The sequence below is a fragment of the Pseudotabrizicola sp. 4114 genome (assembly GCF_031457365.1).
In the GTDB taxonomy this organism is placed as follows: domain Bacteria; phylum Pseudomonadota; class Alphaproteobacteria; order Rhodobacterales; family Rhodobacteraceae; genus Pseudotabrizicola.
The window spans coordinates 18,651-33,359 of record NZ_JAVDWP010000006.1 but is presented as its reverse complement, the minus strand read 5'-3'; the positions used below and the strand labels follow the sequence as shown (position 1 = coordinate 33,359).

At 66.9% G+C, this 14,709-nt stretch carries 14 protein-coding genes and 2 riboswitches; of the genes, 10 read left to right on the top strand and 4 right to left on the bottom strand.

From position 1 onward, the window contains the following. Positions 1 to 51: 51 nt before the first annotated feature. Complete coding sequence (locus tag J2X53_RS14635) at positions 52 to 417, bottom strand: hypothetical protein (protein ID WP_349038236.1); 366 nt, start codon at positions 415 to 417, stop codon at positions 52 to 54. 175 nt (positions 418 to 592) lie between these two features. Continuing rightward, positions 593 to 780, top strand: a riboswitch (cobalamin riboswitch). 59 nt (positions 781 to 839) lie between these two features. On the opposite strand from J2X53_RS14635, the gene bluB reads away from it, so the two are divergent. The 3 genes from bluB to cobD are packed head-to-tail and all read left to right on the top strand — an operon-like array spanning position 840 to position 3,350. Then, positions 840 to 1,529: a 5,6-dimethylbenzimidazole synthase gene (gene bluB, locus J2X53_RS14630; protein WP_349038431.1), complete on the top strand. Its 690-nt coding sequence runs from the start codon at positions 840 to 842 to the stop codon at positions 1,527 to 1,529. Beyond that, a complete protein-coding gene (locus tag J2X53_RS14625; RefSeq protein WP_349038235.1) occupies positions 1,526 to 2,392 on the top strand; it encodes a propanediol utilization protein in 867 nt (288 codons plus the stop codon). The genes bluB and J2X53_RS14625 overlap by 4 nt, the downstream gene beginning before the upstream one ends. Continuing rightward, a complete protein-coding gene (gene cobD, locus J2X53_RS14620; RefSeq protein ID WP_349038234.1) occupies positions 2,385 to 3,350 on the top strand; it encodes a threonine-phosphate decarboxylase CobD in 966 nt (321 codons plus the stop codon). The genes J2X53_RS14625 and cobD overlap by 8 nt, the downstream gene beginning before the upstream one ends. Before the next feature lie 2 nt (positions 3,351 to 3,352). Here cobD and J2X53_RS14615 read toward each other — a convergent pair whose 3' ends face one another. After that, positions 3,353 to 4,798 (bottom strand): cobyric acid synthase, encoded by a 1,446-nt coding sequence (locus J2X53_RS14615; RefSeq protein ID WP_349038233.1) that lies wholly within the window; start codon positions 4,796 to 4,798, stop codon positions 3,353 to 3,355. A gap of 276 nt (positions 4,799 to 5,074) precedes the next feature. Then, the gene (gene cobO, locus J2X53_RS14610) at positions 5,075 to 5,716 is read right to left on the bottom strand and encodes a cob(I)yrinic acid a,c-diamide adenosyltransferase (protein WP_349038232.1); all 642 of its coding nucleotides are present in this window, start codon (positions 5,714 to 5,716) and stop codon (positions 5,075 to 5,077) included. A 46-nt stretch (positions 5,717 to 5,762) separates the two neighbouring features. Next, a riboswitch (cobalamin riboswitch) is annotated at positions 5,763 to 6,003 on the top strand. A gap of 85 nt (positions 6,004 to 6,088) precedes the next feature. On the opposite strand from cobO, the gene J2X53_RS14605 reads away from it, so the two are divergent. The 7 genes from J2X53_RS14605 to cobJ are packed head-to-tail and all read left to right on the top strand — an operon-like array spanning position 6,089 to position 13,987. Beyond that, positions 6,089 to 6,445 (top strand): DUF1636 domain-containing protein, encoded by a 357-nt coding sequence (locus tag J2X53_RS14605; RefSeq protein ID WP_349038231.1) that lies wholly within the window; start codon positions 6,089 to 6,091, stop codon positions 6,443 to 6,445. Between the two features lies 1 nt (position 6,446). After that, positions 6,447 to 7,481: a cobalamin biosynthesis protein CobW gene (gene cobW / locus J2X53_RS14600; protein ID WP_349038230.1), complete on the top strand. Its 1,035-nt coding sequence runs from the start codon at positions 6,447 to 6,449 to the stop codon at positions 7,479 to 7,481. Between the two features lie 9 nt (positions 7,482 to 7,490). Further along, a complete protein-coding gene (cobN, locus tag J2X53_RS14595; RefSeq protein WP_349038229.1) occupies positions 7,491 to 10,727 on the top strand; it encodes a cobaltochelatase subunit CobN in 3,237 nt (1,078 codons plus the stop codon). Next, positions 10,727 to 11,869: a precorrin-3B synthase gene (gene cobG, locus J2X53_RS14590; protein WP_349038228.1), complete on the top strand. Its 1,143-nt coding sequence runs from the start codon at positions 10,727 to 10,729 to the stop codon at positions 11,867 to 11,869. Before cobN ends, cobG begins: the two co-directional genes overlap by 1 nt. Then, positions 11,869 to 12,498 (top strand): precorrin-8X methylmutase, encoded by a 630-nt coding sequence (locus J2X53_RS14585; RefSeq protein ID WP_349038227.1) that lies wholly within the window; start codon positions 11,869 to 11,871, stop codon positions 12,496 to 12,498. The genes cobG and J2X53_RS14585 overlap by 1 nt, the downstream gene beginning before the upstream one ends. 14 nt (positions 12,499 to 12,512) lie before the next feature. Continuing rightward, entirely contained in the window at positions 12,513 to 13,253 is a 741-nt protein-coding gene (gene cobI, locus J2X53_RS14580; protein ID WP_349038430.1) for a precorrin-2 C(20)-methyltransferase, read from the top strand. Further along, positions 13,250 to 13,987: a precorrin-3B C(17)-methyltransferase gene (gene cobJ, locus J2X53_RS14575; protein WP_349038226.1), complete on the top strand. Its 738-nt coding sequence runs from the start codon at positions 13,250 to 13,252 to the stop codon at positions 13,985 to 13,987. Before cobI ends, cobJ begins: the two co-directional genes overlap by 4 nt. Here cobJ and J2X53_RS14570 read toward each other — a convergent pair. Then, positions 13,960 to 14,709: a cobalt-precorrin-6A reductase gene (locus J2X53_RS14570; RefSeq protein WP_349038429.1), complete on the bottom strand. Its 750-nt coding sequence runs from the start codon at positions 14,707 to 14,709 to the stop codon at positions 13,960 to 13,962. The genes cobJ and J2X53_RS14570 overlap by 28 nt on opposite strands.

Here is a 14,709-nt window from a genome sequence, read left to right as displayed (position 1 = left end):
GCACGGCGCGCGGCCGGCTGTCAGGACTGGATGGATTTCAGACAGACAGGTTCAGGCCAGCGGCGGGGCACGCGGCGCGCGGGCGGGGTCGTGAACGGCAGGCACAGTCTGGCGCGCACGCGGGGCAAAAACGGCGGCAATGATCTGCATATCCGCATCGCGGATCACGCAAGGGCTGGCCGGGATCAGCGCCGGGCCGGTGACTGTGCAGGCGAGGCAGGACAGCGGCGCCGCTGCATCGCCGGACCCCGATGATCCGCACAGATCGGCCATTGCAAAACCGGACAGCAAGAATGCCTCGATCGTCGCATCCTGCTGCATCGGCGCACGATGGCCAAAGCCAGCGACGCCAAGGGCAGTCGCCAGAAGCGCAACCAAAGCCACGCCACGCAGCCATATGATCAGAGACAGGACCATAAGGCGCGGAATGCCGCAAATCGCGCGGCAAAGCAACGGGTCACTCTGTCACTCCGGCTTGATCCAAGGGTTCCCAACGCACCAGCCCGCAGGCTGCTGAGGCCGCGCAGTGGCTCAGGCAAGCCTGTCCCGGTCATACGCACAACCAACCCCATTGTGAACCAGCGGCTGAGCCGCTAGGCATCAGGTGTCTGGTGCTCGATGCGATTGCCGTCGGGATAATCGGGAACGCGGTGAGACTCCGCGACGTGCCCAACGCTGTAAGGTGGACGGGGCCGCAACAGCCACTGGTCCGACTGACCGGGAAGGCGCGGCACCGGGTGAAACCAAGTCAGAAGACCGGCCAGACGAAACCGGGGTGCCCGATGGTCAGCGGGGGCCTTGTTTCTGATGACAGGGGTTTTGTCGTGACGAAAGACCAGATGCAGCCGCAACCCGTTCAGGCATTTTCACCCACCGAGCGTGATGCCGTCTACCGCGCCATCTTTACCCGCCGCGATGTCCGCAGCCAGTTTACGCCGCGCGCCGTTGATGAGGATGTCCTGCTCCGCCTGCTGACCGCAGCGCATCATGCGCCTTCGGTCGGGTTCATGCAGCCGTGGAATTTCATCGTGATCCGCAGCGCAGAGGTGAAAGCCGAAATCCATGATGCGTTTGAGCGGGCCAATGCCGAAGCGGCCGGAATGTTCAGTGCAGACCGTCAACCTCTGTATTCCACGCTGAAATTGCAGGGCATCCGTGAGGCCCCGGTGAACATCTGCATCACCTGTGACCGCACCCGCGGCGGGCAGGTGGTGCTGGGGCGGACCCATAACCGCGATATGGATCTGTACTCGACCGTCTGTGCCGCGCAGAATCTGTGGCTTGCGGCCCGTGCCGAAGGCATTGGCGTCGGCTGGGTCAGCATTTTTCATGACAGTGATCTGCGCCGGATTCTGAACCTGCCCGATCCGGTCGTGCCGGTGGCGTACCTTTGCCTCGGCCATGTTGATGCGCTGTATTCCGAACCCGAATTGCAGGTCAAAGGCTGGCAAAACCGGTTGGATCTGGCCGATCTGGTGTTTCAGGACCGCTGGCCGGAGGCTTTGGCACAGGATGATCACCGGCCATGAACTCTGCCTTTGCCGACCGCCGTTCTGGGGGCATCCTGCGACAAGCCTGCCACTTCGGCGAATGGCTCCAAGGCCGGATGGGCGCGCAGGGGCCCGTTGTTCTGGTCACCTTGCGCCCTGATGGCATGTTTTTGCGGGCCGGGCGCCGGGCCTGTTCTGGCCTGACTGTCAAAACGCCCCATGCGCCCGCAGGCTTTCCCGTGCCACCTCCGGTGCTGCGCCGGTTTTTGTCAGCGCTGGGCCTGCCCCTGACCGGCGCCTATCACCTGCATCCGGCCTTTCCGCCGGGGCTTGGCACCGGGGCCAGCACGGCGGCGCTGGTCGCCATCGCCCGGCTGGCCGGGTTTTGCGGACCGCCCGCCCTGCTGGCACGCGCCTGTGTTGCTGCCGAAGGGGCCAGCGACCCCCTGATGTTCGGCCACCCCGACCGGCTGATCTGGTCCTCCCGCGAGGGCAGAGTGCTGGCGCAAGGGCCAGCCCTGCCCCGCGCGCATCTTCTGGGCGGCTTCTTTGGCCCGCCGCTGCCGACCCGCGCCACGGACAGCGCATATGACGATGTCAGCGATCTGGTGACAGCATGGCAGCGCGGCGCGGCGCTTGCCGGTTTCGCCGCCATTGCCACGGAAAGTGCCGCCCGTTGCCTGACCCGTCGCGGCCCGCCCGATGACCCGACCGCACAACTTGCCAAAGACCTTGGCGCTCTGGGCTGGTCGGCGTCGCATTCCGGTGCCGCCCGCGCGCTGATTTTTGCGCCGGGTCAGGTTCCCAGCCATGCTGTCGCCCAGATGCGCGAGGCGGGATTGCGCAACGTGCAGCCGCTGTTTACCGGGGATGTGCAGCAAGGGGTGGGCAAGCATGCGTGATCACGGCGGAAACCTCGACGCGGCCATGGCGCGGTATGGCGGGCAGGACTGGATTGATCTGTCGACCGGCATCAACCGCCGCCCCTATCCGCTGCCCGCCATTCCCGACATCGCGTGGACAGCGCTGCCGACGCAGACCGCCAAGGCCCGGCTGATCGAAGCGGCGCGGTTGGCATGGCATGTCGCCGCGCCGACCAAAGCCCTGTCGCTGGCCGGGGCGCAAGCCGCGATCCAGCTGGTGCCGCTGTTGCGCCCGACCGGGCGGGCTGTGGTTCTGACGCCGACCTATAATGAACATGCCGCCTGCCTGTCCGCCCACGGCTGGCACCTGACCGAAGCAGCAGGGCTGGATGCGCTTCACGGGGCCGATCTGGCGGTCGTGGTCAACCCCAACAACCCGGACGGGCGAAGATGGCTGCCGGAACGCCTGCTGGCCCTTGCCGAAGCCGTTGGCTTTCTGGTGGTTGATGAAAGCTTTGCCGATGCCACGCCAGAGCTGTCCCTGCTGTCCCGCGCGCTGCCCCCGAATGTGCTGGTGCTGCGGTCCTTTGGCAAGTTCTACGGCCTTGCCGGGGTGCGCCTTGGCTTTGCCTTTGGCGCCGCAGCGGTCATCGACCGGCTGGAGGCGATGGCCGGCCCATGGCCCGTGCCCGGTCCGGCCCTGCACATCGGCGCGCTGGCCCTCGCGGATACCGCATGGGCCGAGGCAATGCGCCATCAGCTCGCCGCCGATGCCGCGCGCGCCGACAGGCTGGCCACCGCCGCAGGCTGGCCGCTGACCGGCGGCACCCCTCTGTTCCGCACCTATCACACCCCCGACGCTGCCGCCGCGCAGCACCATCTGGCCCGTCACCGGATCTGGAGCCGGATTTTTCCCTATTCCCGCCACTGGCTGCGCCTTGGCCTGCCGGGACCAGAGGCCGAATGGGATAGGCTGGCCGCCGCCTTGCGCGCCTGACGCTACCGCGCCAGAGCCAGCAACCCCGTCACGTCCAGATGGGCCTCGACATGATCGGCCAGCGCATCCAGCGCATCCTCTACCACCCCGGCATGGGAGCGCAGGGGCGCGGCTATGCCAAGTTCGGCCAGATAGGCCGCACGAAAGCTGTCAGAGCTGAACAACCCGTGCAGATAGCTTCCCGCCACCTGCCCGCCCACGCTGACCGCCCCCTCAGCCCGTTCCTCGACATGGGCAAAGGGCCGGGCGCAATCGGGGCCAGAGGTCCGGCCGATGTGGATCTCATACCCGTCAACCGTCAACGCGCTCGCGGCATGCACCGCCTGCACCCGTGCCAGCCGTTTGTCAGGGGTCATGACGGTAGAGACATCGAGCAGACCCAGCCCCTCGGTGCTGCCCGCCGGCCCCTCGATGCCCTGCGGGTCGGCAATCTCATGGCCCAGCATCTGATAGCCGCCACAGATCCCCAACACATGCCCGCCCCGGCGGACATGCGCCTTCAGGTCAATATCCCAGCCCTGCGCCCGCAGAAACGCCAGATCGCCGCGTGTCGATTTCGAGCCGGGGATGATCACCAGACGCGCCTCGGCCGGGATCGGCTGACCGGGCCGGACCATGACCAGCCGCACCGATGGTTCAGATTTCAGCGGGTCCAGATCATCAAAGTTGGCGATGCGCGACAGGGTCAGACAGGCAATGGTCACGCCGCTGCCCGACGGCTCTGACCGGATGTCCAGCGCATCCTCGGCAGGCAGCAGATGCGCCTTGTCGAACCACGGCAGCACGCCAAAACCGGGCCATCCGGTGCGGGCCGCGATCAAGGCATAGCCATCATCAAACAGCCGGGGGTCGCCACGGAACTTGTTGATCAGAAATCCCGCGACCATGGCGTTATCGGCGGGGTCCATCACCGCTTGCGTGCCGATGATCTGCGCGATCACCCCGCCCCGGTCGATATCGCCGGTCAGCACCACCGGCACATTTGCGGCGCGGGCAAAGCCCATGTTGGCAATGTCGCCCGCCCGCAGATTGACCTCTGCCGGGCTGCCCGCCCCCTCGACGATCACCAGATCATGTGCGGCCCGCAGCCGGTGGAAGCTGTCCAGCACCGACACCATCAGCTTTGGTTTGAGGTCGGCATAGTCGCGTGCCCGCACCGTCGCCACCCGCCGCCCCTGAACGATGACCTGCGCGCCGACATCGGTTTCGGGCTTGAGCAACACCGGGTTCATATCCGTCACCGGCTCCAGCCCGCAGGCCTGCGCCTGCAATGCCTGTGCCCGGCCGATCTCGCCGCCATCGACCGTGACCGCGGCGTTGTTCGACATGTTCTGTGGCTTGAAAGGGGCCACCGAAAGCCCCCTGCGCCGCGCCGCCCGGCACAAGCCGGCCACCAGCATCGACTTGCCGACATTGGAGCCGCAGCCCTGTATCATCAGCGCTGTCATCTTATCTTTCACCCCCAGCGCCACGTCGCCTGCGGGAGCCTCCGGCGGGGATATTTAATGCCAAGATAAAAGCATGCGCAGGACCAGACATCAGCAGCCGCGCCCCGGACCGCTTGCACGACCGGGACGCGGCGCCTTTACCTTGGGCGGCCATCGGGATCCCTCCCTGTTCCGCTCCCCCAGAGTCGCTGGCAAAGGTTAAGGAACGATTGCTTTTGTCCTGGCAGGAATATTTCAGCGGCAGAGCCCCGGCAGATGCCGCGCAGAGCACGCTCATCAGAACTCAACCCCGGGCTGCCCCTTGATACCAGAGCGGAACGGATGCTTGATCAGCGTCATTTCCGTTACCAGATCCGCCGCTTCGATCAGCGTCTCTTTGGCATTGCGCCCGGTCAGGCACACATGGGTCAGCGGCGGCTTTTCGTCGCGCAGAAAGGCAAGCACCTCGTCGATATCCAGGTAGTCGTAGCGCAGGGCGATATTGATTTCGTCCAGCAGCACAAAGCGGATGTCAGGGTTGCGGATCAGGTCTTTTGCCTTTTCCCAGCCCTTGCGTGCCGCCGCAATGTCGCGGGCCTTGTCCTGGGTTTCCCAGGTAAAGCCTTCGCCCATCGCATGAAACTGGCACAAATGCGGGAAATGCCCTTCGATCATGCGGCGCTCGCCGGTATCCCAGGCGCCCTTGATGAACTGGACCACAGCGCAGGGCATCTCGTGCGCGATACAGCGCAGGATCATGCCGAAACCAGACGAGGATTTACCCTTGCCCGCCCCGGTATGAACGATGATCAGGCCCTTTTCGCCTTCTTTCCCGCTCATCATCCGGTCGCGGGCGGCCTTTTTCTTGGCCATCTTGGATGCGTGGCGGGCAAGCTCTGCGTCTGTGTTTTCTGCATCCGGGTCGTTTACGTCCGTCATCGTGCCGGTCCTTTTCCTTGACACCGCCCCCCGCTGTGGCAAAGGAGTCGGAAGACTAAGCGCTGGTGCCTGTCCTACGGCAGGCCAAGAGGGAATGCGACAGGTTTTGCGGTCCACCGGGCCACCAAGCCAAAGCGCAGCCGCCCCCGCGACCGTGACCGGAAAGGTCTGTTCATGCCACTGGCCATCAGGCTGGGAAGGCGAACAGAGCGCCGGACCCCGACGCCATCTGGCACAGGGTCCGATATCCGCAAGCCGGGAGACCTGCCAGCGCCTGAACTGAAACACGGACGGGGTGTGCCGTGACCTTCGGAATGGGGCCCTCTGCCCTTGCCGTCGGCCATTCCCCGTTTGTCTGACCAAGAGGGTTGTATGACCGCTGTCTTACACATCTGCATGACCTGCCGGGCCGGGCAGCCGGTGCCCGAGGGCGAGGTCTGCCCCGGTGCCCGCTTGTTCACCGCCATCCGCTCTGCCGACATTCCTGACGGGGTGGCGGTCCGTCCGGTAGAGTGCCTGTCCGCCTGCGACCACGGGTGCGGCATCGCGCTGAGCAAACCGGGCAGCTGGTCTTACGTCTATGGGCGGATGACTGAGGCGGATGTGCCGGAAATCCTGCGCGGTGCCGCACTGTATGCGGCCACACCTGACGGTCTGGTGCCCTGGCGCGACCGGCCCGTGATCTTCCGCAAGCAAAGCCTTGCCCGTCTTCCCCCCCTGGAGAGCTGAAATGACCAACCTGACCAAAGTTCCCGTCACCGTCATCACCGGCTTTCTTGGCGCGGGAAAGACCACGCTGATCCGGCATCTGATGCAGAACCCGCAGGGCAAGCGGCTGGCCATTCTGGTCAACGAATTCGGAACCGTGGGCGTCGATGGCGACATCCTGAAATCCTGCGCCGACGAAAGCTGCCCGGTCGAGAACATCGTCGAGCTGGCGAATGGCTGCATCTGCTGCACCGTGGCCGATGATTTCATCCCGACGATCGAGGCACTGATGGCCCTGCCACAGCCGCCCGACCATATTCTGATCGAAACCTCTGGTCTGGCGCTGCCAAAACCGTTGCTCAAGGCGTTTGACTGGCCCGCGATCCGGTCACGGATCACGGTTGATGGCGTCATCGCGCTGGCCGATGCCGAAGCGGTTGCGGCAGGCCGGTTTGCGCCCGATGTGGCCGCGGTAGATGCCCAGCGCCTGGCCGATGATGCGGTTGACCATGAAACCCCGCTGTCAGAGGTGTTTGAGGATCAGATCGCCTGTGCCGATGTCGTGTTGCTGTCCAAGGCCGATCTGGCCGGGGAAGCCGGGCTCGCCAGGGCCCGCGCGATGATCGAGGCAGAGGCCCCGCGCCGCCTGCCGATTCTGGCGATGACCGATGGTGTCATCGACCCCCGCGTGATCCTGGGCCTGAACGCGGCCGCCGAAGATGATCTTGCCGCCCGTCCCAGCCATCACGATGGCCATGACGATCACGAGCATGATGATTTTGCCTCGGTCGTGATTGATCTGCCAGAGATCACCGATCCGGATGATCTGGTCGCCCGCATCCAGCGCCTTGCACGCGAGCAGCATATCCTGCGGATCAAGGGCTATGTCGCGGTTCAGGGCAAGCCGATGCGCCTGCTGGTGCAGGCGGTGGGCGAGCGGGTGCGCCAGCAGTTTGACCGCCCATGGGGCACCGAGCCGCGCCGGTCGCGGCTGGTGGTCATTGCCGAACACCATGACATCGACGAAACTGCACTCCTCAGCGTATTGAGGGGCTGAAACCGCATCATGCATGTCGTTTTCCGCGAGACCCATGGTCTGGATCAGACCGAAGCCCCTTTTGATCCGGGTCAGGACCCGGCAGAGCTGGTGGTGCTGTCGTTTTCCGACAGCGACCTTGGGGCCTTTGCGGCAGGCTGGCACCGCGCGGCAGGGGCGCTGCCCTCGCTGCGCTTGCAGAACATTGTTGCGCTGAAACATCCGGTCTCGGTCGATACCTATGTCGAGCAGACCCTTGCCGGGGCCAAGGCCATTCTGATCCGCCTGATCGGCGGCGAGGCGTATTGGCCCTATGGCATTGCGTCGGTGCAGGATCTGGCCCGGCGGCACGGGATTGCGCTGGCGATCCTGCCCGCTGACGGGCGGCCCGATCCGGCGCTGGATGCGGCGTCAACCTTGCCGGTCTCGACCCTGCGCCGGTTGCAGGCGCTGTGTGACGCCGGGGGCGCGGTGGCGGCGCAGGCGGCTCTGGCGCAGCTTTGCCTTGCGGCCGGGCTCTATGCCGGTCCGGTGCCGGGCGACAAGCGGGTGCCGGATTTCGGGTTCTATGACCCCGGGCGCGGGGTGATCGCTGCCCCGCCAGAGGGGCCGCTGGTGCTGGTCAGCCTGTATCGCAGCTATCTGACCGCTGCCGATACCGCCCCGGTTGATGCGCTGATCCTCGCGTTGCGTCAGGCCGGGTTCGCAGCATGCGGCGTGTTTGCGCCGTCGCTCAAGGCCCCCGGTTTGGCTGATTGGCTGCGACCCCGGCTCAGCGCTGCTCCGCCGGTTGCCATCGTCAACGCCACAGCCTTTTCAGCGCGGGCCGAGGATGGCTCCACGCCGTTTGACGGCATGGACTGCCCGGTGTTTCAGGTGGCGCTGTCGACGGCCCGCAAGCGCGACTGGCGCGGGTCGGACCGGGGGTTGTCGCCCGCCGATCTGGCGATGCATGTGGTACTGCCCGAGGTCGATGGCCGGCTGTTTGCCGGGGTGGTCTCGTTCAAGTCGCCGGGGCAACGTGACCCGGATCTGCAGTTCTCGCGGTTTGCGCACCGGGCCGACCCCGAGCAGGTCGCGCGGGTGGTGGCGCGGGTGCAGGCGTGGCACCGGCTGTCTGTCACCGCAGCGGCGGACCGGGCTTTGGCAGTGGTCCTGTCCACCTACCCCGGTCGCCCGCATCAGATGGCGCATGCGGTCGGGCTGGATGCCCTCGCCTCGACCGAGGCGCTTTTGGCTGACCTTGCCGCTGAGGGGTACGACGCCCCGACACGTGACGCGCTGAGCGACGGCCTGATGCAAACCCGGCTGGCGTGGCCTCTCGCGGACTACCTTACTGCCCTCGACACGCTGACGCCTGACCTGCGCGCTTCGCTTTACGCAGCATGGGGCCAGCCCGAGGATGACCCGGCTTTTGCCAATGCAACCTTTCAGTTTGCCGCCCTGCGCCGGGGCAAGATCCTGATCGCCTTGCAGCCAGAACGGGGCGAGGTTGGCGCACGCGATGCGCACTATCACGATCTGTCGCGCACTCCGCGTCATGGCTATGTCGCGTTCTACCTCTGGCTCCGGTCACTGGGTCTGCATGCGATGGTGCATATGGGCGCGCATGGCACGCTGGAATGGCTGCCCGGCAAATCCGTCGCCCTGTCCGGCGATTGCTGGCCCGAGGCGCTGACCGGGGCCTTGCCGGTGATCTACCCGTTCATCGTCAACGATCCGGGTGAGGCAGCACAGGCAAAACGCCGGATCGGCGCTGTCACCATCGGCCATCTGCCGCCGCCGCTGGCGCCATCTTCCGTGCCACAGACGATGCACCGGCTGGAACGGCTGCTGGATGAATACTCCACCGCCGATGGGCTTGACCCCGGCCGCCGTGACCGCCTGATCACCGACATCCGCACCGAAGCCCGCTCCACCGGGGTCGAGGATGACCTTGGCCTGCCTGCCAGCGCAAGCATGGCCGAGGCGATCACACGGATCGACCGTTTTGTCTGCGACATCAAGGAAAGCCAGTATGGTCAGGGGCTGCACACCTTTGGCCGGGGCGCGTACGGCGATGACGAGCGCACCGGGCTGATGACCGCACTTGCGGGTCGTCGTGTCGCGCCCGGCCCCTCCGGCTCGCCCGCGCGGGGGCGCAGCGATGTGCTGCCGACCGGGCGCAATCTGTTCTCCGTCGATCCGCGCGCCGTGCCCACCCGGTCTGCCCATGCGCAGGGGGTAAAGCTGGCCGAAGAGCTGTTGCGCAAGCATTTGCAGGATCACGGCGACTGGCCGCGTGGTCTGGTGGTCGACCTGTGGGGCAGCGCCACCATGCGCACGGCGGGCGAGGAATTTGCGATGGCGCTGCATCTGGCCGGGCTGGCCCCGGTCTGGGATGCGGGCTCTGGCCGGGTGTCGGGGGTCGAGGTGGTGCCGCTGGCCCTGCTGGCCCGCCCGCGTATCAGCGTCACCTTACGCGTCTCGGGCCTGTTCCGCGACGTGTTTCCGGGGCTGGCCGCGCTGTTTGAAACCGGGGCCGCAGCCTTGGCCGCCCGCGACGAGGCGGCAGAGGACAATCCCTACCGCGACCCGTCGGCGCGGGTGTTCGGCCCGCGTCCGGGGCAATATGGCCTTGGGATGGGCGTGGCGATGGATGATTTCACCGATCAGGCCCGCGCGGCGGCGGGCGAGGCGTGGCTGGCATCCTCGTCCTGGGCGATTGGCGCGGATGGCATCAGCCGCGATGACCGCGCCGGGCTGGAGGCGCGGCTGCGCGCGGCCGATGCCTTTGTCCATGCGCAGGACCTGCCGGAAAGTGACCTGCTGCTGGCCGCCGATTACGCCGCACACGAGGCCGGGTTTGCCGCCGCGATGGCGCGGTTGGGCGCAGAACGCCCTGCTCTCTATCATCTGGATGCCACGCAGCCCGACCGCCCGCGCGCCCGCAGCCTGACCGAGGAAATCGCCCGAGTGGTGCGCGCCCGTGCCGCCAATCCCGACTGGGCGGACGGGATGATGGCGCATGGCTTTCGGGGTGCTGCGGAAATTACGGCGACGCTGGACCATATGGCCGCCTTTGCCCATCTGGCCGGGGTGGTGCCGCCACATCTGTTCGACCTGTATCACGAGGCGACACTGGGCCGCGACGATGTGGTGGCCTTTATGGCGCAGGCAAATCCGGGTGCGTTGGCCGCGCTGCAGGATCTGTTCCGCCGTCTGAACGAAGCGGGGCTATGGATCACACGGCGCAACTCCATCGCCGCGGCCATGGGGGATCTGTGATGGCCGGCGCGGGGTTCGTGGTGCAAGGCTGGTGCCCCGGCGCGCTGCGCCCGATGATGTCGGGCGACGGGCTGGTGGTGCGGGTGCGCCCCGATGCCGGGCGGCTGAGCAAGATGCAGGCGGCGGGCATTGCAGCGGCGGCACAGGCGCATGGCAACGGGGTGATTGATCTGTCAGGCCGGGGCAATGTGCAACTGCGCGGCGTGACAGAGGCCAGCCACCCGGCCCTGATCGCCGATCTGCGCGCGCTTGGCCTGATCGACGCCGATGCCGCACAAGAGGCGCAGCGCAACCTGCTGGTCACGCCGTTTGCCGATGCTGCGACCGAGGCACTGGCGCAGACCCTTGCTGCGGCACTCGGCGATATGCCAATTCTGCCGGGCAAGTTCGGCTTTGCCATCGACACCGGCCCTGCCCCGGTGCTGCACTCCGTTTCCGCCGATATCCGGCTGGAGCGTGACAGCGCGGGCGGGCTGATCTTGCGGTGTGACGGCCTGCCTATGGGCGCGCCGGTCTCAAGGGCGAATGTGGGCCAGCATGCGGTCGCCCTGGCACAATGGTTTATCGCCTCTGGCGGGGTGACCGATGGCCGGGGCCGCATGGCCGGTCTGATCGCGCGCGGGGTGCGGCCCAAGGGTCCGCTTGCGGGCACGGTGGCCCCTGCTCCCGCAGCATCCCCCCCCGCGCCGGGTCTGTCTCCGCAGGGCGCGATGGTGGGGTTTGAGTTTGGCCAGATGCAGGCCGGAACACTGGCCGCATTGGCACAGCTGGGCGATCTGCGGGTGACGCCGTGGCGGATGCTGCTGATCCGGGGCCTGACCCGGCTTCCCGGTCTGCCGGGGCTTGTCCTGTCAGCGGATGATCCGCTGCGGCGCGTGGCGGCCTGCACCGGTGCCCCCGGTTGCCTGCAGGCGCATGCGCCTGTCCGCCCGCTGGCCCGCCGCCTTGCACCCTTGATCCCCGACGGGAAAGTGTTGCATGTCTCCGGCTGCGCAAAGGGCTGCGCCCATCCTGCGGTGGCAGATGTGACACTGGTTGCAACGCCACGCGGGTTTGACCGCATCCTGCACGGCACAGCGCAGGGCACGTCCGACGCACAGGGCCTGTCCGCGCCCGACATCGACCTGAAAGGTTTGTTCTGATGCCCCATGTCTACGAGACCAACGGGCCCGCGATCTATCTGCAGTCTTTTGCCACCATCCGGGCAGAGGCAGAGCTTGCGCGCTTTACCCCCGAAGAAGAGGTGGTGGTGGTGCGAATGATCCACGCGGCGGGCATGGTCGGGCTGGAGCATTCGGTGCGGTTTACGCCCGGCATGGCTGTGGCTGCGCGCGCAGCGCTGGAGGCGGGCGCGCCGATCCTGTGCGATGTTCGCATGGTCAGCGAAGGCATCACCCGCCCCCGGTTGCCTGCCAATAATGCGGTGATCTGCACCTTGCAGGACCCCGCTGTGCCCGCCCTTGCCGCGCAGATGGGCAACACCCGTTCGGCAGCGGCGGTGGAATTGTGGCGGCCGCATCTGGCGGGTGCGGTGGTGGCCATCGGCAATGCGCCGACGGCGCTGTTTCATCTGCTGAACATGCTCGAAGACCCCGATTGCCCCCGTCCCGCCGCCATCATCGGCTGCCCGGTCGGCTTTGTCGGCGCGTTGGAGTCGAAAGCCGCGCTGATTGCCGCGCCCCCGGTGCCCGCGATGATTGTCGAAGGGCGGTTGGGCGGATCGGCCATCACCGTTGCGGCGGTCAACGCGCTGGCCTGTCGCAAGGAATGACACAGAAAATGAACGTGGGACGCATCATCTGCGCAGGGCTTGGCCCCGGCGATCCCGATCTGATCTCGGTCCGCTCGGACCGGGTGATCCGGGGGGCCGCGCATATCGCCTATTTCCGCAAGGCCGGGCGTCAGGGTCAGGCCCGTCGCATTGTCGAGGGCATGCTGGCAGCGGATGTGCGCGAACATGCGATGGAATATCCGGTGACCACCGAACTGCCGTTCGACAGCCCCGGCTATATCAGCCTGTTGTCCGGGTTTTACGAAGACTGGGCCGCGCGGCTCAAGGCGCTGGTTGCGACCGGGGTTGATGTGGTGGTGCTGTGCGAAGGCGACCCGTTTCTCTACGGGTCGTTCATGCACCTGTATGTGCGGCTGAAAGATCACGTGCCGGTCGAGGTCATTCCCGGCATTCCCGGCATGGTGGGCTGCTGGCATGCCAGCGGCGTGCCCATGACTTGGGGCGATGATGTGCTGACCGTGCTGATGGGCACCCTGCCCGAGGCAGAGCTGATCCGCCACATGCAGGGGGCCGATGCGCTGGCGATCATGAAAACCGGGCGCAACTTGCCGCGTGTGCGGCGCGCGCTGGCGGCGGCGGGGCGGCTGGATGAGGCCTGGCTGATCGAACGCGGCACGATGCCGGGTCAGCGCATCGCGCGGCTGGCCGAGGTAGAGGCGGCGGATTGCCCCTACTTCGCCATCGTTCTGGTGCATGGTCAGGGCCGCCGGCCAACCGCTGGGGGCGATGAATGACCGGCTGGATCGCGGTTGCCGGGCTAGGCCCCGGCGCTGACACTCTGGTCACCCCCGAGGTGACGCAGGCACTGGCCGACGCGACCGACGTGATCGGCTATATTCCCTATGTCGCCCGCGTGGCCCCCCGCCCCGGACTGGTGCTGCACCCGTCCGACAACCGGGTCGAGCTGGACCGGGCGACACTGGCGCTGAAGCTTGCGGCGGCGGGTCGGCGGGTGGTGATCGTATCCTCCGGTGACCCGGGCGTGTTCGCCATGGCCTCGGCCCTGTTCGAGGTGCTGGAGACGCGACCGCAGGATCATGATGCCGATATCCGCATTCTGCCCGGCATCACCGCCATGCTGGCCGCGGCCGCTCGGGCGGGGGCGCCGTTGGGCCATGATTTCTGCGCCATCAACCTGAGCGACAATCTGAAACCCGCCGCCGAGGTCGAACGCCGCCTGCGCCACGCGGCACGCGGCGGCTTTGCGATGGCGTTTTACAACCCGCGCTCAAAATCCCGCCCGCATCAGTTTGCCCGCGTGCTCGACATCCTGCGCGAGGAATGTGAGCCGGGCCGCCTGATCCTGTTCGCCCGCGCGGTCTCGACAGCGCATGAGGCGCTGACCACCGTGACGCTGGCCGAGGCTTTGCCCGAAATGGCCGATATGCGCACCGTTGTCATCGTCGGAAACCCGGCAACCCGGCGCGTCGGGCGCTGGCTTTATACGCCACGTTCGGTGTCGCCATGATGCAGCCAGCGCATCACCTCGGGCACCGAGCCCAGCACCAGACGCGGCGGCAGGGCTGGCCGGTCGATCAGGATCACCGGCAGACCCAACCGGCGCGCGGCGATCAGCTTGGCCCCCGCCCCGCTGCCGCCCGCGTTCTTGGCGACGATATGGCTGATGCGATGGTCGCGCAGCAGCGCCAGATCGCCCTCCACCGCAAACGGGCCCCGCGCAACGACCGCAGTGGCGTCCGGCAGCGGCAACGGCTGCTCGGGTGGGTCCACCAGACGCAGCAGGTAATGATGCTGGGGCTTTGCGGCAAAGGGCGCGAGGGTTTGCTTGCCGATCGCCAGAAACACCCGTGCGGGCGTATCTGGCAGGGCCTGAACTGCGGCCTGAACATCCGGCACATGGCACCAGTCGTCACCGGGCTCTGCCTGCCACTGCGGGCGTTCCAGCGCTGCCAGCGGCACTTTGTGTACCGCGCTGGCGGCGATGGCATTGCGGCTGATCTGCGCGGCAAAGGGGTGGGTGACATCGACGACATGGGTGATGCCTTCGGCGACAAGGTAATCCGCCAGCCCCTCCGCCCCGCCAAAACCGCCCGTGCGCAGCGGCACCGGCTGGGCCACCGGGGCCGCCGTGCGCCCGGCGTAGGAGAACACCGCTTTGACCCCCGCCACGGCAAGGGCGCGGGCCAGCAGGCTGGCTTCGGTCGTGCCGCCGAGCAAAAGGACGCGCAT